Genomic DNA, 21,460 nt, shown 5'->3' with positions numbered 1-21,460 from the left:
ACTGACCAGCCGTCTTGCCCCATTGACCAGCGGATTGCCCGAATTCAATAAATATTCCTTTACAGGAATATTCTCAATATGGTATATTCATATCAGAGTACGATGCCTACAAAAAGCGGGGTGAACCGATATGATTCGCACAGGAGAACGCGGCACCGTACCCGAGGCTTGGCAGCAGCAGACTGTGCCGCATGACCCCCATGATGGACGTTGCCTTCTTTAGCGCCTTGTCCGAGCCGAGCCGGCTGCGAATCGTCGAGCTGCTGCGCGGCGGGCCGTTAACGGTAGGTGAAATCGCCGAGCGGGTAGAGCTGCGCCAGCCCCAGGCGTCCAAGCATTTACGCGTGCTGCTGGAAGCCGGACTCGTCGAGGTGGAGGCTGTCGCCAATCGCCGCAATTATCGTCTAAGCCGCGAGCCGTTCCGTGAGCTGGATGTGTGGCTGCGCGGTTACCTGCTGCTGTGGGATGAACGCTTCGACAATCTGGACTTGTATTTGCAGAAGCTGCAAGCGCCAGCTGACCCGCCAGATTCAAACTAACCTTTCAGGAGGAATATCTCATGTCTACTACGATGAATTTTCACGTTGAAGGTCCTGTGCTCTCCATGGAGCGCGTATTTCAAGCGCCGCGCGAGCTGGTTTTTCAAGCCTTTACCGACCCGGAGCATCTGAAGCAATGGTGGGGTCCGCGCGGCTGGACACTGACCGTATGTACGATTGATTTCCGTCCGGGCGGCGCTTGGCATTATTGCATGAAATGTGAGGATGAGCGGCAGGGCGATTTTTTCGGAATGGAGTCGTGGGGCAAGGGCGTGTACAAGGAAATTGTGCCGGGCGAGCGCTTCGTCTACACCGATTATTTCTCCGACGCCGAGGGCAATGAAGCGGCTGACATGCCTTCTTCCGAAGTCACGTTGATTTTCGAGGAAACGCCAACCGGAACGACGGTCATCAGCCACGGGAAATACGCGTCCGAAGAAGCGCTCAAGGCTGTGCTCGCCATGGGCATGGAGCAAGGGATCACCGAAACCTGGGATCGTCTGTCCGAGCATCTGCAAGCGGCGCAGGCATAATAAACGGCCTGAATGGCCCATTCATCAAAAGTCTCCGATCCGCCTTGGCGGGGCTGGAGATTTTTTTTTGTATCATCAAATCTATCGGTATTGAGCTTCAAATTGATTCAAAGATAGGCAAGCGCTGGCATTGCCGCGCAAGATCACCTATACTTGTAAAGGAATTTCCAGCCTCAATTGGCCTACAATCGTACAAACAAAGGAGCACCGAACTTATGTCTAACCTGCCTGATTGCCCAGCTTGTCATTCCCCGTATACGTATGAAGACGGCGCGCTGCTGATTTGCCCTGAATGCGCCCATGAGTGGTCGCTGGAAGACGCAGCCGAGCCGACCGAAGCGCTCAAAACAGTCAAGGATGCAAACGGCAACGTGCTGCGCGATGGCGACTCCGTGTCCGTCATTAAAGACTTGAAAGTGAAGGGCAGCTCCTCGGTCATCAAAATCGGCACCAAGGTGAAAAATATCCGCCTGGTGGACGGCGATCATGACATCGACTGCAAAATCGACGGCTTCGGCGCGATGCAGCTCAAATCCGAATTTGTGAAAAAAATATAAGCGCAAGAGCTGATCGGAGGGGAGTGTAAAATTAAAAATGGAACCTTTGAAAACAATCGAGATGGGGCATACTAAACCTATCAAAGATTAAGCTTCGGAGGTAACGAATATGACAACGAAACCAACATGACAGGCATCGAGGATCAAATTACAGCCTTGTATGCCAAGGGAGTCAGTACGCGAGACATTCAAGACCATCTGCAGGGACTATACGGCATTGAGGTTTCACCTGCGCTCATTTCCAATGTGACGAATAAGGTCATGCCCTTGATCAAGGAATGGCATAACCGCCCGTTACAGCCCATCTACGCCCTTGCATTCCTGGATGCGATTCATTTTAAGGTGAAGCAGGACGGGGCGATCGTGAACAAAGCGGCCTACATCGTGATCGGTGTCGATCTGGATGGCAACAAGGATGTGCTGGGCATCTGGATTGGCGAAAACAAGTCGTCCAAGTTTTGGATGAGCGTGTTGAACGACCTGAAGAACCGCGGTGTACAGGATATCTTGCTGGTGTGTGTGGACAATTTGACAGGCTTCAGCCAAGCGATCAGTGCCTGCTATCCAAAAACAGACATCCAGAAACGCATCGTGCACCAAATCCGAAATTCGGTACGGTATGTGTCCTACAAAGACTTAAAGCGAGTGACATCGGATTTAAAGCCCATTTACAAAGCCGCAATAGAGGAAGCTGCCTTGCTGGAGCTGGACCGTTTTGAAGAGACGTGGGGACAGAAATACCCGCTCATCGTGAAGTCGTGGCGACAGAATTGGGACGAGCTCTCGACCTTCTTTATGTACCCGCCAGAGCTTCGCAAAATGATCTACACGACGAACATGATCGAAGGTTATCATCGTCAGTTGCGCAAGGTGACCAAGGGAAAGACGATGTTCCCGACCAATGACGCCTTGCTGAAAATGCTGTACCTGGCGACCATGGACGTGGTACGGAAATGGACAGGACGGGTGCAGCACTGGGGGCAAATCCTGCTGCAGTTAACCGTATGTTATCCAGAGCGCGTCCAGGTGCGCTAAGTAGCTTGATGCGGAGGAGGCGGGTCTGGTAGGCTGATCGCCGGAGCGAAACAGGCCCTTTAGTCGCTTCGCCCATCGCGGGAGCACCGGACCCGCCAGAGGCTCTAGGTCAAGCTGTGGCTTCGCAGTTGCTAGATTTGTTTTCAGAGGTTACACATTTTAGTTGACAATCTCTATGAGGGTGTTTTCAAACTGCACTCTTCTTGGCAACTCCATACTACCTGAATACATACCGCACATTTGAAAGCAAGATATTGATCTTATATTCACTTTTACAACAACGAGCGTTTACAGGCAAAATTAAACGGACTCAGTCCCATAGAATTCAGGACGAAGGCCGCCTAATTTTTTGCTTATTTGTACTGTCTACTTGGCGGGGGGCAGTTCACAAAGGATAACCCTTTCTTTGTTCTCGCTTTGTTCAAAATTCGTTTCTGCAGCTAAACCAGTGAGCCGTTGCCGTCCAACAACTGATCTAGCTCCGCTGCAAACCGTTAGCTTGCACAATACCGTTCAAGATCACTTCAATTCCCCAATAGAACCTTTCCTTCGAAACGGTGTCTCCGGAAAACAACTCCTCTTTCAGACTGTGAATATGAGGGAAACGAACCGGGTCTGCAGCTTGGTAAGACTGTTGAATGGCATTCATCTGCTCCTCTCCGTGCTTGGACCTAGCGGCCCTCTCGAAAGCGATTGAGGAAACATAAAGCAATAATTGATCCATTCCCCAAGCAGCGGAAGTGGACGTAATACCACCCTTATGCAGGAGCGTAAGAAGGTATTCATTTAACCGGAATGCATGGGTCCCTACCGGAATTGCCTGAAGTGACAGCTCCGCAAGTCCAGGCTGCTCGATCAGCAACCTCACATATGCTTCCAAAGCCCGGAATAGCTGTTCCTTCCAATGGCCTTCTGTTAGCTCTGGCAGCACGAGCTCTCCAAGCCCATAATCGAGCACATAGGAGCTCAACTCCTGCAAATTCTTTACGTAAACATAGAGTGAGGAAGGTCCGGTGTCCAGTGCTTTGGCCACCTTCCGCATACTCATGCCAGAGGTGCCTTCTTTTTTGAGCAACTCGTAGGCGGTCTTTACAATCAACTCATGACTGAGCGGTTCTTTGGCCGGACGAGCCCGGCGACTTACAATTATACGGTTAGGTTTCATCATACTTTTTTTATATCATACCAAAAGGGAATAGTAAATTCGTCTTTCGGGCATGATTACGCTTCCTTATACTGCTCATGGTACGAACTCATAAGCTCGTTAAGCTTCCGGGCTGCATCATCCGAGAAGCACAGAACGAGATTATCGTTTGATTCCCGAGCCATCTCCGAAGAGTAGGCGTACATCTTTTCCTCATAATCCTCGATCGCTTTTGCTTGATCTTCATTCCGTACGATCGCAAGTGCAAGCTCCATTGCGTCCCGCATCGCCATATTAACGCCTTCGCCAGCGAACGGAGACATGACGTGGGCCGCGTCACCGATCAGTGTAACACCGGAGTTCCTTTTCCACTTGAATCCAACCGGTAACATGTAAATCCGTCTTGGAAGAACTGCATCCGCCGCATAGCGGATATAATTTTTGAGCGAATCATCCCAATCTTGGAAGATCTCCAGTAGTTTTGCTTTTGCTTCCTGAGGGTTTTCAGACCTAATACCGCTTGTTTCAAGCCATTCCCGATCCACCCACAGACTCGTATAGACCTTAATGCGCCCATCACCATTCAACTGCCCCAAAATCCCTTTGTTATCGTCCAGTGCAAACACTTTGCCTCGACGGTTGAACGCAGCCAAATCAGGATAACGTTTAGCAGCGTCTTCAACATTAAGCTCTAACATGGTTAGTCCGGAATAACTCACATCCGTATCCGAAAGCAGCCGACGAACACGGGAGAAGGCTCCGTCCGCCCCAACTACAAGATACGCGGTATCGACGAACCCGTTCTCGAAATGAAGCTCCGTCATGCCACTCGATAGTGAAACGGCCTTGTCTAGCTTATATCCATAGCGGATGATCGCTGGGTCCAACTTGCTTAAGAGTAAATCGCAAAGTACGCCACGGTCGATCTCTGGCCGCCCTCCTGGAGTATCCTCATCGGCTACTTCATCCATATAACATTTCCCCGTCTTATCAAAAAGCCGAAAGTCCTCCCCTTCATAACGAGCCACTTTTTGAAAGGCCTCATAAAGTCCGGCTTCCTTCAGTGCCTGTTGACCGGATTCCTCATGAATATCAAGGGAACCTCCGCGTTCATGACTCTTGTCCTCCAGTTCCCGCTCATAAATGACGGACGGAATGCCATGATGCTGAAGAATGAGCGCAAGCGTAAGACCACCTGGGCCTCCTCCGATAATGGCGATACGTTTTTGATCTTTCGTAATTGTTGTCATTGAAAACCTCTCCTTTAAATGAAAAATCTTTATTGTGAACTCTGTTCTTAAGGAACATCGTTCGTTCAAGACCGCATAATACAACTATTTCTCTTGAGGCAAGGCAGTCCTATTTTGTGTAGGCTTTGCAAAAAATAAACTGAGTACTAATGCCGCAATTGCAAACCCGAGAGTGATCCAGAACGTGGAACCAAAAGCCTCACCCAACTGATTGAGAGTATGCCCGAAAGGTAGTTCTCTCATTTTTTCAGCTAGAAAAGCCATCGTAATCGTTACTCCGAAGGATGACATGATTTGCTGGGCTGAGGTTGTTATCGGAGTAACGCGACTGACCAATTCCTTCGGAGCCGATTTGAGAACATGAGTATTGATCTGCATCATTGTCAATCCTTGGCCAAGTCCTGCAAAGGCAAAGCTACACATCATGTACCATGGACTGGTATGAGCGTTAACTTGTGTCAGCGCGAGTAATGAGACAGATAAGGACAGAATGCCCATAATGGCAACGGGTTTAACTCCGTAACGGTCAAACAATTTGCCACCAAGGTTGATTCCCACTGTTGACAAGATTGCCTGTGGAATGACATACAGTCCAGCCTCAAGCGGGGAAAGGCCTTTAACCTGCTGCAAATAAAGAGGGAACAACAGAATACTGCCAAATAACGCAATCTGATTTAGCCACGCGACGAGAATCCCATGTACGAATGCTGGAGAGCGAAATACCCTAAGCTCCAGCAGGGGGAATTTCTGCCGCAACTCATGCCAGATAAATATGGTAAGCATGACAGTACCGAATAGGAGTGAACCAAACGTCCATACATCCGACCAGCCCTTCTCACCGGCTTGATGAACCCCGAAGACCAACGAGGCGAAGGAAATCGGAGCTAAGAGTGCGCCAACTCCATCGAGCTTGCTGTTGTGCTTCGGCTTCGCTGCAGGGAGGTATCTCCATGCCATTAGTAACGCGATAAAGCCAACCGGCACGTTGATGAAAAAGATCCAGTGCCAATTGATAAACTCAATAAGCCAACCAGACAGAACAGGGCCGAGAATCGGTGCGAGTAACATTGGAATCCCCAGAATCCCCATGACCGAACCACGTTTGTCGGGAGGTGAAACGGAGAACACCGTTGCAATCCCAATTGGGGCAACCATGCCCCCGCCGAGTCCTTGAAGGATACGGAAGAGGATCAGTTGCTCAGGCGTTTGCGCCAGCGCGCACAGCACTGAAGCAAACACAAATAACACGATGCTCGTTAAAAACATCCGTTTTGACGAGAAGCGGTCCGAGAACCAGCCTGCGAGCGGAATAACGGCTGATAATGACAAAGTGTAGGCCGTAATGACCCATTGAATGGTGCTGAGATTGGTGTCAAAGGCGCTTACCAATTTCGGTACTGCCACGTTCATAATCGTACTATCCAAGATTACGAGGAACATTCCCGAAGCCACTGCAAGCAGCAACGGCAATACGTTTTTTAATGAAAATTCGGCTTGCATACTTGCGGTATTATTTACTGACCCCATGTCGATTATCCACACTCCTTTCCGTATTTTCTATTTCACCCTTTGTTAATTTTCCGATCACCACGTAACCATACTTCGCTAATCGATAAAGTGTCGGAAATACGGGTTGTTGGATCGCCGTCAACCAAGACTAAGTCTGCTCTAGCCCCTTCAGCAATACGTCCACGATCATTCAAGCTGAAACGGCGAGCCGTCTTCGAGGTAGCGGATTGCAGGGCTTCTATAGGCGTGAATCCAGCTTCCACCAATAGCTGCATCTCATGGTGTACGCTAGCACCATGGGCAAGCCCGCCCAATGAAGGAACAGGCACGGAAACATCTGTGCCAACCAGGATATCTACACCTGCGCGATGAAGATCCATCACATTCCGGTAGTTGTCTTCCATGCTGCCTTGCGGATAGGTGTTAAAACTGGAATTTAACGTTTCGATCCATTCTTCACTAAGTTTGGCGTTCACACGCGAATCCGATGCTAATCCGGAGGCGGAGTTTCGAATGATGGAGGAGTTCAAAACGAGACATGGCGTGACGAAAACATCGGCATCCGCAATCATTTTCACTAGATCAGCAGTGGTATCTGGTCGATCAATGAAAAGGTGTGCCAGTCCGTCAATACCAATATCAATCGCTTTTTTGGCTGCTTCGACAGTCAGTACATGAGCCAACGCGATCTTATTCTGCCGATGAGCTTCTTCAACGGCAGATCTCATAATTTCTTGGCTTAAAACAGGTAAACCAGGCGCTGCTAACACCGACCCTTCTTCTATCATAATCTTGATATAGTCGGCACCTTGCCTGACTTGCTCTTGGACGAATGCCACTGCTTCGTCAGGACTCGCAAGCTTAGCCGCCTCATGATCATGAGCATGAGCATGCGCTGCCAACCTGGCATTACGCTCCTCCTCACTCAGCTTCTCCAACTCTTTCAATACAAAATCCGGAATTTCTCCATCTCCAGGCATAAGTTCGTCGGGGTGTCCCCCAGGTGGTGTAAGTCCCATTCCTGCGGAGCGTACATCGGCAATATCCTCAATTCCTTTCAGTTGTTCCTCCCGACCGCTTTTCGTGAATCCACCCATCATTTCTAGCTCAGTTGTAACACCGAAGTTCAATGCGTCACGCAAGCCTTCTTCGGATGTGTGTACGTGAGCATCGATCAGACCTGGCAATAATGTTTTTCCTTTGGCATCGATCGTGACCGCATGCTCTGGTACTGCACCGCCTACCGATATAATCTTATCTCCCTCAATCAAGACCGTTGTGGCTTCAATTACTTTCTCTCCGTCAAAAATTTTTGCGTTTGTGATTGCTGTAATCATTTTGCTTGCCTCCCACTATAAAGTATTGTTTTCGCCTGTTTTCACGCTCATTCGCAGGGTTTCAACTTCGAGAGCATGCTTATTGAACTCTAATAAGCACATTTCAGTTATAACACAACGAACATAGTTCGTCAAGAACAATGTTCGTTGTGTGTTTTCGTCCGTTCGCCGACTCGCTCAAGATACTTGCCGATCCTGAAGTTTTGCGCATCCTTCGAATTTCCCGATGAATCGGCTCCTCGTCTTCGCTTGCCATACTGGCTCCTTAATCATGAAACGCCCGTCAGATGAATCAGATGACGGGCGCTTTTTTACGCTCAATTACTTTGACCCACTGCCCGCAAGCCGCACTTTCCAGAATCGCATCCATGACGCACATAGAGAAATGCCCGTCTTCGAAAGTGGCAAAATTCGCTTTGTCATGCGCCGGATTTTTGCCATCGCGAATAAACGAATAGAAGCTCAGCATCATATTTTTAAGGGCATCCGGCCAGCCTTCGTTATGGCCGCCTGGGTGATGAATCGCGCTGCGTGCTTCCGGCGCAAACAGTGAAGGGTCTGCCAGCAGCACTTCATTTGCCCGATCCCGATGGCCGATCCAAAGCTTTTCGGGCTCTTCCTGATTCCAGTACGCCGATTTCCGGCTTCCGTTCAGTTCGAAGCTTAGCCTGTTTTTCCTACCCGCGCTTACTTGCGACACCGTAAATACCCCGCGGCTTCCGTCATCAAACCGCAGCAGCACCGCTGCGTAATCCTCCGTGTGAATCGGAATTTCCTCATATTCCGTTTCGGCCACCGCGAGCTGTCCGCTGTAAGTCGCCGATTGGCGCAGCGCTTTTTTTCGAACAGGCAGAACAGTGGCCAAATCCGCAAAAACCTGGGCAATACGTTTTCCAGTTACATATTGAACTGTATCACACCAATGGGAACCAATATCTGCAACAGCCCTCAATTTGCCTCCGGCCTCTGGAGCGAGCCTCCAGTTGTAATCCGTATCATAAAGCAACCAATCCTGAAGGTAGCTGCCGTGGATCAGATTGATATTGCCGAATTCACCGCAACCAACCATCGCCTCCAGCTGCCTCATCATCGGAAACTGCCTGTAGTTAAAGTTGACTCCGTGGACGACCCCGCTATCCCTCGCTATTCGAAGCAGCTCCCCAGATTCCTGGCTGGATGTGGCCAGGGGCTTCTCGGACAGCACATGCTTGCCTGCCAGCATAATTTTTTTATTGATCTGAAAATGAAGATGATTCGGCGTACAATTGTGAACGACCTGCAGTTCCGGATCCTCCAGCATGTGCCGATAATCGCCATAAGCTCTCGGAATGCCCAGCCTATCGGCTTTCTTCTCCGCGTTTGCCTGATTGGAGTCGGCGAGAGCTATGACTTCCACAAATCCGAGTCTGCGGATCGCTTCGATATGGGTCGGGCCGATAAATCCCGAGCCGATAATGCCCACTTTTATTTTCTCCATCGCTCACTTCACCGCATCGATAATCATTTTGAATAGCGCCAAATCCTGCTTGTAATCTTCCGGGGTCGTCTTCGGGGCCAAGTCCTGCGTAATCACTTCATAGAGATAATTCAGTTCCAGAGTATACGGATCCGTGAACGTCGGACGGATAACAGACTCCGTGAACCTCTCTCCGACCGTTTCATTAACGATCACCTTGACCGGCAAATGGCGGATATAAGGCGTATCGTACTGGATCTTGACGGACTTGCTGCTTGCATATACCTCCAAATGGGCATCAAACCGCCCTTGCTGATCAATGCCGGTTTCGAACGTTACCGCGAATTGGTCGTAGTCCAAAATAGCGCTTAGGAAAATACTGCCGTTGTTCGTGAGCTTCGCTCCGGCAACGCTTTTCGGCATGCCCAGCACTTCCCTCATCAATGACAAATCATGGCTGGACAGCCCGCAGAGCAGACGATACAAACGGAAATACGGAGAGTTGCTGTCCAAGCCCGTCGCTTCTTTCACCAGGCGTTCCGCCCGGTCCTGCTTATCCGCCTTCAGAGCGTCTGGAATATCGTCAAAGGACACGACATGGCTCGTCGGTTTTACAAAGTAGTCGTTCGGGCCAATGATGTCCCTTACCCGCGCATATTGAATATTGTCCATGCCCCCGATTTGCTTTACTGCATCAAGGAAGGATGCCGCATATCGCCGCATGTAGCCGACCATCACTTTCACGTCGTTTCGGTCGCGTGCCTCGATAATCGCATCCGCTTCCGCTTCGGTCAGGCACATCGGCTTTTCGATCAGCACGTGTTTCTTGTTATTGGCAGCCGCAATGGCGCACTCGGCATGATATTCGTCGCTATTCAATACAAAGACGACATCCAGATCCGGTTGTTTCACAAGCTCGGCCGCGTCTGTATACAAACTCGACACTCTGTATTTTTCACCCATATAGGCAACAAGCTTCGGGGAAATATCGCAAAGAGCGGCAATCCGGTATTGCTCAGGAAGCGACTCAAGAACCGGCAGATGGATCACTTGGGCCACTTCGCCAAGACCGATGATTCCTACATTCAAGACTTTTTGTTCCATATGTCATTTCTCTCCTCAGCCTTTTACGGAACCAGCTGCAGATCCGTAAGCCATATATTTTTGTACGAAAAACAAGAAAATCAAAATAGGCAATGTCGACAGCGTGGCTGCCGCCGTCAAACTCCCCCATTCAGCGGAATTTTGCTGCATAAACAGCTGCAAACCGATCGGTACCGTCATCAAGCTTTCTTTTTTGATAAAGGTGTTGGCGATTAAGTAATCGTTCCAGGAAAACAAAATGGCAAAAATAGATACCGCGGCAATGCCTGAGCCCGAAATCGGCAGCACGATACGGGAAAACGTGCTCCACCGGCTACAGCCGTCCATCCACGCCGCCTCTTCAATTTCTTTCGGAATCGTGTCGAAGAAGCTTTTGAACATTAACACCGCGAACGGCAAATGAGCTGCAGTCTGAATGATGACAACCGAGTTTAACGTATTCGTCAGATGAAGCGAGCGGAATGTCACGAATAGCGGCAGTAAAACCAGGATGATCGGAAACATCTGAAGCAGCAGAAGCAGCACGGAAAATGTTCCGGAAATCCAGGTCGTAAATCTGGATATTGCGTAGCCCGCCAAAGCGCCGACGACGATCGTCAGCAACAAGGACACGGCAGTCACATAAATACTATTCCCGAACTGATGCCAGAAGGCGGATTTCTCGTTGACGAATTGATAATTGCTTAGCGTCCAATGCACCGGCAACATGCTTTTGGACGTCAAAATCTCCGAATTTGATTTGAACGAATTCAATATCATTGTCAAAATCGGCAAGTTGGCAATCAGGGAAGCGAGCAGTAAAATAAGATAGACAAAGGTGTACGTCAATCGTTTGGTCGTTTTCGTCAAGTTCACTCCCCCTATTCGCCCTTCTTCTGAACTCGCAACAAGATGAGAGCAAGGGCCATTAATACGATCAAGCTTAAGATCGCCAGTACGGCGCCGACACCAATGGAGTCCTTGACAAAGGCATATTTGAAACTCATCAGAATGAGGTTTTCCGTAGCGTCGATCGGTCCGCCGCCGGTCAACAGGTACAGGACGTCGAAATCGTTGAAGCTCCAGATGCTCATCATAATCCAGCAAACGAACGTAACGGTTTTCAGCTGCGGTAGCGTAATGCTGATGAAAGAGCGCCATCGTCCCGCGCCGTCGATGCTTGCGGCCTCGTACAAATCATGGCTAATCGATTGCAGCGCGGCGAGCAGGGACACCATCATAAACGGATAGCTACGCCATATTTTGACCATGATTACGGAAAATACGGCCCATTTCTCATCACTCAGAAACAGAATCGGCTCAAAGCCGAGTGTTTGTAGAAACGTGTTGACGATGCCGGACTGGCTGCCGATCATCCATCTCCATCCGACCATCGATACGACCGAGGAGAGCACCCACGGTACCAGCAGCGCCACGCGGAACAAGCCTTTGCCGGGGATGTCGATATTGAGTAAAAGCGCCAGAAATAGTCCGATTGCATAGCTGCCGATAACCGAGAACACCGCAAACCAGAAGCTGAACGAAAACGAATGCCAAAACTCCTCCATCTCCAGCACTTTCACGTAATTGGCAAAGCCGACAAATGCCCCTGGCTTCAACAGCGTGCCGTTTTTGAAGCTGTACAGAATGCCGGAAAGAAACGGATAAATATTGACCAGCATAATAAATAAGATTGCGGGGAACAAAAAACGGAATTGAAGCCACTTGATTCCTTGCTCGTTATTCATAGCGCTACCTGCTTTCCAGAAGCACAGGAGAATGCTCACCGGCATTCCCCCGCACAACCGTTGTGATGAATTACTTTTCCTTCATAATTTCCTTCACTTTGCTAGCCGCTTCCTGCATCGAATCTTTTACCGGCTTGCCACTGATCACCTTCTGCACCAATTGCATCATCGAGCCGTCGCCTTCAATCTGGTTGAGTTCAGGAAATGCGCCTGGATATTTGCTGGCCGTCAGCTTCATGATCGGCAAATATTTTTCCGAAATCATTTTCAAATTAGGATCTTGGGTCCAGTAACCGTCTTTCATGAAGGACGTTCTTGCAGGGAACCCGCCTGACTTGCCTTCCGACCATAGCGTCTTGTTGTTCTCGATCCACCACTTCATGAAAACTTTAGCTTCCTGCGGATGCTTGCTTTGCTTGTAGATCATCATGTTGTTGACCCATCCCAACGTCTGCTTGTCACCATGCGGGCCCGCAAGCGGCTCGAGAACGGAGATTTTATCTTTCAAGTCGGGGAAATTCTCCGGGAAGGACGGCGTATGAATGAAAACTGCTGTGTGGCCTGCACCGTACTCTTTGAGGGCATCGTCCTTGTTCATTCCGGCCATGGCCGGGTTGATCGATCCGTCTTTCACCATATCCGCCAGAAATTGAAGAGCTTCCACATTACGGTCATTCATGAAATCAACTTTCTTGTCAGTCGTAAACATGCCTCCGCCGTTACCCAGCATGAGTGTCAGGATGCCATGAATACCCAAGGGGTCATTTCCCGGCAAGGCGAGACCGTAGTTTCCGTTCCCAGACAACTTCTTCATGTCGACTCTAAACTCATCCCAAGTTTTCGGAGGCGTCGTGATGCCCGCCTTGTCAAACAAGTCCTTCCGGTACCATGGTACCCGGATGTCGATCATCCATGGCAGCGCAACGTAATGGCCGTTATATTTAAGCGCTTCCACTGAGCCAGGAACGAAATCGTCAAGCTTGCCTGCTTTCTTCAAATCGTCGATGACGTCGTCGACTGGAAGAATTTCACCCGCATCCGTAAATTGAAACGCTTGGTAGCCTGCACCTGTGCTAATATCCGGAGGAGAACCGGCGGAGATCGCGTTGGAGAACGTCTGGTACCAGTTCGCCCACGGCGTCGACTGGTAAGTAACTTTGATATTCGAATTTTCGCTGTTGAATTTCTCGACCAGTTTCTTGGCGGCATCGGAGTAAGAGGTGGGACCCCATGCCATGTCCCAGAACGTGATTTCTACGGCTTTGCCGGATGTGGTGCTTTTGTCGGAGCTAGATGTGTTCTTGGCGGCATCCCCTCCGTCTCCGTTCGAACCGGAGCAAGCGGCAAGCGATAGTGAAAGTGCGGCGGCCATTACAGTTACGAGCGTTTTCTTAGCCATATCAATTCCCCCTGCGTTAAATTGGATTGAATCCTCTAGTGTTCAGTCATCTTCCCAAGTATGAAATCTGTTTGGCGCATCACCTCCAGATGAAATAAATGTAAACGTTCTTACAAATATTTTCAAAATCCTATTTTACAACTAACGTAACGATTCTGTGCAATTTTCGGCAGTTCCTTTTCGGTTAAAGCCCACATCCACTTCATTCATGCAAACCTTTTACAAATGCTTAAAGAATAAATTCGTATCATATGACGGCTTACATATATGAATTTTGTAAAAACGTTTACATTAACTAATGTAAGGGCTCCCCCTAGGTTTGTCAAGAAGATTTTGGGGAGCTGCAACTTTGTCGAACTACCAATTCCATAGGAAACGATATTTTTTTAGGAACGTAACTATCATTCGGATTCTCGATCTGCTCAAGTAATGTATCCACGGCCGTTGCCGCCATTTCGTCAATGGGTTGCTTGACCGTGGTAAGCGCAGGCCTGTATAAGCCTGCCATATCGATATCGTCAAAGCCGAGGACGGATTTTTCGGCGGGCACACTGATGCCGAGATCCTCAAGCGCTTTGATCGCTCCGATGGCAATCAAGTCGTTCGAGCAAAACAAGCCTGAGAAATCCTTGTTGTCCGAAATCAGCTTTTGGACGCACTGGTAGCCGTATTGAGTGAAGTGATACACATGATCGTTCCTGCTGCCTATAATCAAACTTTCGTCCACGGCAATCTGATTCAACATCAAAGCATTCCGGTACCCCAGTTCTCTGTCGATGCCGGTGGAAAGCGAGCCAATGAATGCGATTCGCTTATGGCCCAGTTGAATCAGATGCTCGACAGCTTTCAGTGAGCTAGTCAAAGCGTCGCCTAAAATCGTAGTGACATTCAGGGAAAGCGAAGAGAAAGATACTGTCGGAATCCCCTGATCGATAAATATCTGCAAATACTTGATATTCTCTTCCTGTACGTCTTTCGCCATTGTACCGATCAGAAGGCCGTCCACTTTACGCTCAAGCAGCGTGCTAAGACACGGATTTTCACTTTCCCGCTCATCGTACGAAGTGGTCACGATCAACGTATAGCCTTTTTTCAGCAGCTTTCTTTGGATCAACTCTGCTAGCTTGGCCCAGTATTCGTTGGATAGGACGGGCACTACCAAGCCTATCGTCTTCGTTTTTTTATTGATCATCGTTCTAGCCGCTTGGTCCGGCACGTAATTCAGCTTTTCGATCGCTTGTTGAATTTTTTCCTTCGTCTCTTTCTTCACCCTGTCTTTGCCGTTGATTACGCGGGATACGGTGGCGATGGAGACATTGGCTTCCCTAGCGACGTCTTTGATAGTCTTGATCATCATGCGCACTCCTAACGTATAAACGTTTACATTAATCTTTACACAATCGGCAACTGATGTCAATGTTTTGATTTTAATTTTCCCTCCGTATTAATCGTAGAGTAGCGATCCCAACAAGTGTCTCGCCCCAGTCCCCACACACACAGAACCTGACGTGCGGATTACCGCATCGAGCTATTCAGAAGTGGATTTACAGCATAGCGTGGGTCTTCAATCGATTGTAGGGAATGAAAAGTTTCGATCGTTTTGCTGCATAAATAAATCCAGTTATTTACTGTACTTGCTCAAAATCAATTCCATGGAATGTAAAAAGAGGCACACTTGACTCTCCGCGTAAAATAGAAGTGCCACCAACCACTCTACGCAGGAGATAACAAAACATGTCCCATACGTATACGTTAACACAACAAAACCATTGGAACAATCTGTTGCAGCAGTGGAAGCTTTCGCTTTATTTTACCAAACCCGTGCTCCATCACATTCGGCACTTCGTAGATGGCATGCTTTCGTCTGGATGCCCGGCACGTTTTCCATCAGCAATACAGGAATCGGGTCATGCTCAAAAGCGGCCAGCATCAGCTCCGTTTCGCGGATCGCGAGTTGGTTGAGCGCCTGGTATTTCTTCGATTTCGCCTGTTTGCCACCCAGCAAGCCCGTAAAGCCTTTGCATGGAGGCGAGCGAAAGCCAATATCTGGCGTCTGGTAGTTGCAGGCCCGCCAAATATCGTCCGGTGTCAGCTCCCGCCAACCTACAGGTGGCTCATGCCCATGAAAGTCGATATATTGCTGCCGTGAAAAGAAGTCGAAGTCGTAGCAAGGCGCTCCGGTGAAGGCTTCGAAGTTCCGGCAGGCGAGCGGATCAGACTTGCTGAACCATATCTAGCAATTGTAGTGTCGCAGCTTTATTTCGAGCCTCTTTTGAAATTTCTTAGTCAGGATGCCGAGATCGAAACTCGCGGCGAGAAACCAAAACTAAAATTGCAGGTTGAAGAGTCAGTCCAATGAAGACTGACTCTTCGTACTTTTAACGGATATGAACGCGAGATAAGTGTGCTATGAAGAATTCGAGAAACATTGAGAGGGCACTGTGGCATCCTTTTATTTTGTATTTGCCCTATTTGTCCGGCCGCCCCGTCCTGTACGCATCAAACTGCCGCTGAATTTCCGCAATCACATGCTCCATCCCTGCGTCCTTCAGCTTGCTTCGGAATTGCTCCAGCGTCGGGTCCCAGGCGGTGCTCGCCTCATAGAGCCGCGGCAAATATTCTTTGATCAATATCGTCAGCTGGGCAATCTCCGACTTGATCGGCGTCAGATCGGGGACAAAGCCAAGCGTCGGCGACGCCGTCGCATTCCGATCCCACTCCCGCAGCTCGCGGCTGTAGGCGGGGGAAATATGCTTGCTGAACCGAACGAAGCGGATATCGTTCCACGCCCAGCTGATCGGCATGTACCGATGCTCGGACGGGATGCCGTCATAATCCAGCGCCCCGTCCTTGAGCTTGTAGTTGACCCCTTCCAGTCCATAAGTAAACAGATCGAAATTGCGCTGGCTGCTTCTCACCCAGTTCACCAGCGCGACCGCTTCGTTCACATGCGGGCTTGTCGCAAGCACCGACAGCATGTTGTCTGCGCCCGTGAACAAATATTTCGGCTTCTCCGGGTGCAAATATACATTCTCCAGCTCGCCTTCCGGGTACTTCTCCTTGAATGCATCAATTCGCTCCGTCTGCTTGAGCACAACGCTCCAGGTAGCGCCGATCTTGCCCGTACTGAACGCAATCTCCGGGTCAGGGTACCGCGACGTATCCGCAGGCCCGTACGGCACGTATCCGTTCGCTTGCCACTCATGCAGCTTGCGCATGACCTGTACGAAAAAATCCGCTTCATACGTATTCCGCACCTTCAGCTCCGGATCAGCCGGGTCGATGTAGACAGGCGCATTGAAGTAGCCTCCGGCAAAAAAAGCGACATTCCCGTACTCCCGCAGCAGAAACCGGCCCGTATCATAAAAGTACGGGGTCATCTTCGGCTCATGCTCCTTAATCGTCGCCAGGTAACGATCCATGTCCGCTACCGTGCGAATGTCCGGAAGTCCATATTTTCGGCGCAAATCGCCGCGAATCTGCACAAAGCTCTGGAACTCGGCGATCGGCATAACACGGGGAATGCCGTACATCCGGCCGTTAATGGTTACCCCCTGCCGCGCGTAGCCCGGTGTGCTGCGCAGCAGCTCCTGTCCGTAGCGCTCCATCGCCTCATCCAGCGGGGCCAGCACCTTCTTGGCCACCAGATCAGGCAGATTGGAGTAAGCGGCCAGCACCAGATCATACGGCTCTCCGCTTGCCGCATTCAGCCATACTTTGTTCCAATATTGATCAAACGGCATATAGGTAAACTCCAGCTTGAACGGCAGCCCGTCCTGGGCCAGCCTCGCCTCGACAGCCCGCATCACCTCATCCTGACCGGCGGGCTTATCCAGCGGGAGCAGCAGCCTGAGCGTCACCGGCTGCAGCGCGGCGCTCTCCTGACCGGCAGCCGGCGACTCAGCCTGCGGCGCAGCGCTTCCCGGTCCAAGCAGCCGATAGGCCAACGCCGCCAGCACGACAATGCCAAGCAAAGCGGTTATGTTGATCACCTTCCGCATCCTCATCTCTTCCTCCTACCGCCCTTCCTCCAGCTTGCCTTGTCTGCTTTCATTGTAGCACATGCGGCCTGACGACTCCCCCTCAAGCCGCGCTCCAAGTGCAGCAAAGCTGTCAGCCGCTTGCATCGGCATCTTCCTTCGCTTCACTGAACCTTTTCAGGCAGCTCCTTCTATAATCTCGAAAAAAAACACAGCAGCCGCTGGAAAACGGCTGCTGTGTCGGTTCACGTAACACAATGCGCTTATTTTTTACTGGCTGCCATATAACGGTCATACTGCGCCTGGCGACCCTTCAGCACGTCCTCAATGCCCATGCTTTTCAAGGTTTTCAGGTAATTATCGAATTTGTCCAGGCTTTCCTTGCCGGTAATAAACTTGGTGTGCATTTCCTCTACATAAGTGTTCACATCCGGCATCGTTGTGTTTTCAACGCCTGCTTCCGCCGGGAGCGCATAGATGAACGGAAACGCCGGTTTTACATACTTCGCCAGCTCCTTGTCGAGCTTCGCATGCCACGGGGCGACCAGCACGTCCGTCGCCTCCACCGATTGCTCGATCGGCAGATTGACCGGATTGATCCCGAGCTTCTGGATGTAATCGTTGTCCTTGCCCTTTTCGGTAAACTGCTTCTTCCCGTCCACCACCTCATAGGTGTCTCCCTGCAAGCCCCAGACGTAAACGTCCTTCGCTTCCTCGCTGCTGGCGAAGTCCAGAAACTTGAACGCCAGCTCCGGGTCCTTCGCGTTTTTCGAGATGCCGAAGATGCCGGTAATCGGACTGCGTGTCGAATAGAATTGATCTCCGTGCGGCCCCTTGAGCGGCGCAATCGCCTTGATCAACGGAACGTTCGGGTCGTAATCCTTAAACAGCTTGCTGTACACCATCGACGTGTACCAGCTGAAATTAAACGTCGCGCCGGTTATATTTTGCGCAAACTTCGAAGTCACCTGATCGGCCGTCGTACTGGCGAAATCCGTCTCCAGCAAGCCTTCCTTGTACAGACCGTTCAAGTAGGTCAAATACTCTTTGTACGCCGGCTCATAGTAAGCGTAATGCACCTTGCCCGCACTATCCGCATAAAACTTGCTCGCAAAGTCCAGCCCAAACGCCGGTCCGAATGCGCTCGCCAGCGGCTTCGGCTGCATCGAAAACGGAATTTCATCGGCCTTGCCGTTGCCGTTCGGGTCACCCGTCTTGAATTTGCGCAGCATCTCCGTAAATTCATCCAGCGTCGTTGGCTCCTTGAGGCCGAGCTTCTCCAGCCAGCGGGTGTTGACCATAAAGCTGGAGACATAGTTTTTCGTGACCGCGAGCTGCGGCAGGTAATAAATTTTGCCGTCCGGCGTCGTCAAGCTCGCCTTCAGCTCCGGATACTTGGCGAACAGCTTCTTGATGTTGACGCCATACTTGTCAATATATTCGTTCAGCGGCTTGAACAGCCCGCCCTGGATATACTTCATCGTCAAGTCCTGATCGCCCATCTGGTAAATAATATCCGGCAGATCGGCGCCCGCAGCCAGCCGCGGACTGATCGCCTCCGGATACGTCGCTGGCGGCAGCAGCTCCCAATCGACCGTAATGCCCGCCCGCTTGCTGATCTCCTGCACAATCGGCACCTGCTTGAGATCCACGTTATTCGTCCAGGCGTTGGTCGCCAGCACCTTCAGCGTGCCGCCCTTGTCCGTGATTGGACCAGCGCCGGTATAGTTGAAGCTGGACGCCGACGCCCCCGGCGATGCCGTCGAAGCTGCGCCCGAGCCTGTGTCGGCAGGCGTCTGTGTGCCTCCCCCGGAGGTGCAGCCTGCGGCCAGCACCGCCATCATCGCCGCCGTCAACGTTACCCCGGTTGCAAGCTTTTTCTTGTTTTTCATCGTCATACCCCTCTCTTCGTTTGGCTCTTCGGTCATGCCTATATTCCAGCAAAGGTAGCTACCCTTTTACTGCCCCGAGTGTAATCCCGCGGACGAAATATTTCTGGATAAACGGATACACCATGATGATCGGCAGCACGCTGACCACGATAGACACATACCGGACCTGCAGCGTCGATACCGCCAGCGCCTTGGCCGCCGTTTCGCCGCCCATCTTCTGCATAATTTCCGGTGAAGCCATGATCAGCACTCGCCGGAGAAAAATTTGCAGCGGCTGCAGCTCCGACTTGCCCAGATAAAGCAGCGCGTTGAAGAAATCGTTCCAGTGCGCAACTGCGTAATACAGCGTGAGCACGGCCAGCGTAGGCTTTGTCAGCGGAATCGCCATGCGGAACAGCAGCGTGAAGTCTTTGGCCCCGTCCATATTGGCGCTTTCAAAAATTTCATTCGGAATATGTTCAAACGCCGACCGTAAAATCATCACGTTAAACGTACTGACCAGCACCGGCAAAACCATCGCCCAGCGCGTGTTGTACAGCCCCAGCTCCGTGATCACCATGTACAGCGGAATAAGACCGCCGGAGAAGTACATCGTAAACGCGATATAAAAATTCAGCTTGCGCCGCAGGAAAAAATGCCGTCTGGACAACGGATACGCAGCCAGGCAGGTGGCCGCTATGTTGAAGGCCGTGCCGACAACGGTGTACCAGATCGTGTTGTAGTACGACCTCCACAGCTCGGAATAACCAAGCACCATTTTATAGCCCGCAAAGCTCAGATCGACCGGAAATAGCGTCACCAGCTTGTTGTCAATCGCCTCCGTCGAGCTGATCGAGATACTGATCACGTAAATAAACGGGTACAGCGTAACTACAATCGCCAGGCTGACAAGTACATAGACAAGTAGATAAAAGCTTCGATCCGTCCACGATTTCATCGGATATGCCTCCTTTCTGCAGCCGCTATTACCATAGCGACATGTCGTTGATGCGCCGGGACAGCTGATTCGCGAAGTAGACCAGCGTAAAGCTGATGACCGAGTTGAACAGCCCGACTGCTGTGGCAAAGCCGAAGTTTTGCGATTCAATCCCTTGCCGGTATACGTAGGTGGAGATCACATCAGCCGTCTCGTAGGTGTTGCCGTTGTACAGCAAGTACACCTTCTCGAAGTTGACGCTCATAATATTGCCGATGGACAGCAGCAGCAGAATCACAATGGTTGGCTTCAAGCTCGGCAGCGTCAGATGCCATACCTCCTGAAACTTGTTGACACCGTCGATCTTTCCAGAATCATACATTTCCTGGTCGATGCCCATAATCGCGGCGATGTAGATAATGGAGCTGAAGCCGAAGCTTTGCCAAATACCGGACACCGTGAAAATCGAGCGGAACCAGTCCGGCTCCATCATAAAGTTGATCTTCTCCATGCCCATCGAAACGAGCAGCGTATTCACAATCCCGTCAGCCGGGGACAGAAAATTAATGATCATCCCGGCGATGACGACCGTTGAAATAAAATGCGGCAAATACGTCACCGTCTGGGCGACACGCCGGAACATGCTGTGCTTCAGCTCTACGATACAGATCGCAAACAGGATCGGGATCGAGAATCCAAAGACAAGCGGATAAAACGCGAGCAGAAACGTGTTGCGCAGCAAGCGCCAGAAATACCGTGAATTGACGAACTGGTTCAGCCATTGCAGGCCCACCCAGTCTCCCCCGAAGATGCCATGTCCCGGCGTAAAATTTTTAAAGGCGATCAGCACGCCCGGCATCGGCAAGTAACAAAAAATGAAATAGTACAAAAATATCGGCAAAAACATCAGCAGCAGCAGCTTATCCCTGCGGATCAGCTTGAGCAGCGGCATCTTGCGGTAACCCAATGCGATCAGCTCCCCTCTCTGTTGGCTCTAAGGAAATTGTAGCAAAGGGACGGATAGCGCTAAATCCAACATTTTTTCGATATGTGTTACTTTTTTAGGGTGTTAGGGGGGAAAG

The 21,460-nt window shown here is 50.5% G+C and carries 18 protein-coding genes and 2 pseudogenes; 5 read left to right on the top strand and 15 right to left on the bottom strand.

The window, feature by feature from the left end; all coding sequences use genetic code 11:
* The first annotated feature begins 203 nt into the window (after positions 1 to 203).
* The 5 genes and pseudogenes from AC6ROY_RS19715 to AC6ROY_RS19695 form a co-directional block, all read left to right on the top strand.
* Positions 204 to 539: an ArsR/SmtB family transcription factor gene (locus tag AC6ROY_RS19715; RefSeq protein WP_500102347.1), complete on the top strand. Its 336-nt coding sequence runs from the start codon at positions 204 to 206 to the stop codon at positions 537 to 539.
* Between the two features lie 20 nt (positions 540 to 559).
* Positions 560 to 1,072 (top strand): SRPBCC domain-containing protein, encoded by a 513-nt coding sequence (locus AC6ROY_RS19710; RefSeq protein ID WP_500102310.1) that lies wholly within the window; start codon positions 560 to 562, stop codon positions 1,070 to 1,072.
* Between the two features lie 215 nt (positions 1,073 to 1,287).
* Complete coding sequence (locus tag AC6ROY_RS19705) at positions 1,288 to 1,629, top strand: zinc ribbon domain-containing protein YjdM (RefSeq protein ID WP_500102309.1); 342 nt, start codon at positions 1,288 to 1,290, stop codon at positions 1,627 to 1,629.
* A gap of 114 nt (positions 1,630 to 1,743) precedes the next feature.
* Positions 1,744 to 2,664, top strand: a pseudogene (locus AC6ROY_RS19700) (IS256 family transposase); the annotation flags it as partial.
* A gap of 261 nt (positions 2,665 to 2,925) precedes the next feature.
* Positions 2,926 to 3,009: pseudogene (locus AC6ROY_RS19695) on the top strand (IS3 family transposase); the annotation flags it as partial.
* Between the two features lie 130 nt (positions 3,010 to 3,139).
* Here the strand turns inward: AC6ROY_RS19695 and AC6ROY_RS19690 are convergent.
* The 15 genes from AC6ROY_RS19690 to AC6ROY_RS19620 all read right to left on the bottom strand — a co-directional run bounded on the left by AC6ROY_RS19690 (position 3,140) and on the right by AC6ROY_RS19620 (position 21,345).
* Positions 3,140 to 3,832, bottom strand: a complete 693-nt coding sequence (locus tag AC6ROY_RS19690) for a TetR/AcrR family transcriptional regulator (protein WP_500102308.1) — start codon at positions 3,830 to 3,832, stop codon at positions 3,140 to 3,142.
* A 53-nt stretch (positions 3,833 to 3,885) separates the two neighbouring features.
* The gene (locus tag AC6ROY_RS19685) at positions 3,886 to 5,058 is read right to left on the bottom strand and encodes an FAD-dependent oxidoreductase (protein ID WP_500102307.1); all 1,173 of its coding nucleotides are present in this window, start codon (positions 5,056 to 5,058) and stop codon (positions 3,886 to 3,888) included.
* Between the two features lie 84 nt (positions 5,059 to 5,142).
* Complete coding sequence (locus tag AC6ROY_RS19680; protein ID WP_500102306.1) at positions 5,143 to 6,585, bottom strand: MDR family MFS transporter; 1,443 nt, start codon at positions 6,583 to 6,585, stop codon at positions 5,143 to 5,145.
* Between the two features lie 35 nt (positions 6,586 to 6,620).
* A complete protein-coding gene (locus AC6ROY_RS19675) occupies positions 6,621 to 7,904 on the bottom strand; it encodes a metal-dependent hydrolase family protein (RefSeq protein ID WP_500102305.1) in 1,284 nt (427 codons plus the stop codon).
* Positions 7,905 to 8,196: 292 nt separating this feature from the next.
* A complete protein-coding gene (locus tag AC6ROY_RS19670; RefSeq protein ID WP_500102304.1) occupies positions 8,197 to 9,381 on the bottom strand; it encodes a Gfo/Idh/MocA family protein in 1,185 nt (394 codons plus the stop codon).
* 3 nt (positions 9,382 to 9,384) lie between these two features.
* Positions 9,385 to 10,464, bottom strand: coding sequence for a Gfo/Idh/MocA family protein (locus tag AC6ROY_RS19665; protein ID WP_500102303.1), 1,080 nt, complete (start codon positions 10,462 to 10,464; stop codon positions 9,385 to 9,387).
* A gap of 15 nt (positions 10,465 to 10,479) precedes the next feature.
* The gene (locus tag AC6ROY_RS19660; protein WP_500102302.1) at positions 10,480 to 11,313 is read right to left on the bottom strand and encodes a carbohydrate ABC transporter permease; all 834 of its coding nucleotides are present in this window, start codon (positions 11,311 to 11,313) and stop codon (positions 10,480 to 10,482) included.
* A gap of 11 nt (positions 11,314 to 11,324) precedes the next feature.
* Positions 11,325 to 12,191: a carbohydrate ABC transporter permease gene (locus AC6ROY_RS19655; RefSeq protein WP_500102301.1), complete on the bottom strand. Its 867-nt coding sequence runs from the start codon at positions 12,189 to 12,191 to the stop codon at positions 11,325 to 11,327.
* A gap of 70 nt (positions 12,192 to 12,261) precedes the next feature.
* The gene (locus AC6ROY_RS19650; protein ID WP_500102300.1) at positions 12,262 to 13,590 is read right to left on the bottom strand and encodes an ABC transporter substrate-binding protein; all 1,329 of its coding nucleotides are present in this window, start codon (positions 13,588 to 13,590) and stop codon (positions 12,262 to 12,264) included.
* A gap of 322 nt (positions 13,591 to 13,912) precedes the next feature.
* Positions 13,913 to 14,944, bottom strand: coding sequence for a LacI family DNA-binding transcriptional regulator (locus AC6ROY_RS19645; protein ID WP_500102299.1), 1,032 nt, complete (start codon positions 14,942 to 14,944; stop codon positions 13,913 to 13,915).
* Positions 14,945 to 15,400: 456 nt separating this feature from the next.
* Positions 15,401 to 15,595, bottom strand: coding sequence for a hypothetical protein (locus AC6ROY_RS19640; RefSeq protein ID WP_500102298.1), 195 nt, complete (start codon positions 15,593 to 15,595; stop codon positions 15,401 to 15,403).
* A gap of 463 nt (positions 15,596 to 16,058) precedes the next feature.
* Positions 16,059 to 17,597 (bottom strand): ABC transporter substrate-binding protein, encoded by a 1,539-nt coding sequence (locus AC6ROY_RS19635; protein WP_500102297.1) that lies wholly within the window; start codon positions 17,595 to 17,597, stop codon positions 16,059 to 16,061.
* A gap of 236 nt (positions 17,598 to 17,833) precedes the next feature.
* On the bottom strand, positions 17,834 to 19,462 hold the full coding sequence (locus AC6ROY_RS19630) for an extracellular solute-binding protein (RefSeq protein ID WP_500102296.1): 1,629 nt from the start codon (positions 19,460 to 19,462) through the stop codon (positions 17,834 to 17,836).
* 58 nt (positions 19,463 to 19,520) lie between these two features.
* Positions 19,521 to 20,399: a carbohydrate ABC transporter permease gene (locus AC6ROY_RS19625; protein ID WP_500102295.1), complete on the bottom strand. Its 879-nt coding sequence runs from the start codon at positions 20,397 to 20,399 to the stop codon at positions 19,521 to 19,523.
* A 28-nt stretch (positions 20,400 to 20,427) separates the two neighbouring features.
* The gene (locus AC6ROY_RS19620; protein ID WP_500102294.1) at positions 20,428 to 21,345 is read right to left on the bottom strand and encodes an ABC transporter permease; all 918 of its coding nucleotides are present in this window, start codon (positions 21,343 to 21,345) and stop codon (positions 20,428 to 20,430) included.
* Between the last annotated feature and the right edge of the window lie 115 nt (positions 21,346 to 21,460).

It is taken from the genome of Paenibacillus sp. sg306046, from assembly GCF_059821225.1.
The sequence above is the reverse complement of the archived record's forward strand: the minus strand, read 5'-3'. Positions and strand labels throughout refer to the sequence as shown.

Bases quoted from the DNA above. Each gene is read 5' to 3' on its own strand.
- AC6ROY_RS19670 (WP_500102304.1), bottom strand. From the start codon at position 9,381: ATGGAGAAAATAAAAGTGGGCATTATCGGCTCGGGATTTATCGGCCCG.
- AC6ROY_RS19630 (WP_500102296.1), bottom strand. From the start codon at position 19,462: ATGAAAAACAAGAAAAAGCTTGCAACCGGGGTAACGTTGACGGCGGCG.
- AC6ROY_RS19635 (WP_500102297.1), bottom strand. From the start codon at position 17,597: ATGAGGATGCGGAAGGTGATCAACATAACCGCTTTGCTTGGCATTGTC.
- AC6ROY_RS19680 (WP_500102306.1), bottom strand. From the start codon at position 6,585: ATGGGGTCAGTAAATAATACCGCAAGTATGCAAGCCGAATTTTCATTA.
- AC6ROY_RS19665 (WP_500102303.1), bottom strand. From the start codon at position 10,464: ATGGAACAAAAAGTCTTGAATGTAGGAATCATCGGTCTTGGCGAAGTG.
- AC6ROY_RS19655 (WP_500102301.1), bottom strand. From the start codon at position 12,191: ATGAATAACGAGCAAGGAATCAAGTGGCTTCAATTCCGTTTTTTGTTC.
- AC6ROY_RS19710 (WP_500102310.1), top strand. From the start codon at position 560: ATGTCTACTACGATGAATTTTCACGTTGAAGGTCCTGTGCTCTCCATG.
- AC6ROY_RS19715 (WP_500102347.1), top strand. From the start codon at position 204: ATGGACGTTGCCTTCTTTAGCGCCTTGTCCGAGCCGAGCCGGCTGCGA.
- AC6ROY_RS19675 (WP_500102305.1), bottom strand. From the start codon at position 7,904: ATGATTACAGCAATCACAAACGCAAAAATTTTTGACGGAGAGAAAGTA.
- AC6ROY_RS19625 (WP_500102295.1), bottom strand. From the start codon at position 20,399: ATGAAATCGTGGACGGATCGAAGCTTTTATCTACTTGTCTATGTACTT.
- AC6ROY_RS19645 (WP_500102299.1), bottom strand. From the start codon at position 14,944: ATGATCAAGACTATCAAAGACGTCGCTAGGGAAGCCAATGTCTCCATC.
- AC6ROY_RS19650 (WP_500102300.1), bottom strand. From the start codon at position 13,590: ATGGCTAAGAAAACGCTCGTAACTGTAATGGCCGCCGCACTTTCACTA.
- AC6ROY_RS19705 (WP_500102309.1), top strand. From the start codon at position 1,288: ATGTCTAACCTGCCTGATTGCCCAGCTTGTCATTCCCCGTATACGTAT.
- AC6ROY_RS19690 (WP_500102308.1), bottom strand. From the start codon at position 3,832: ATGATGAAACCTAACCGTATAATTGTAAGTCGCCGGGCTCGTCCGGCC.
- AC6ROY_RS19685 (WP_500102307.1), bottom strand. From the start codon at position 5,058: ATGACAACAATTACGAAAGATCAAAAACGTATCGCCATTATCGGAGGA.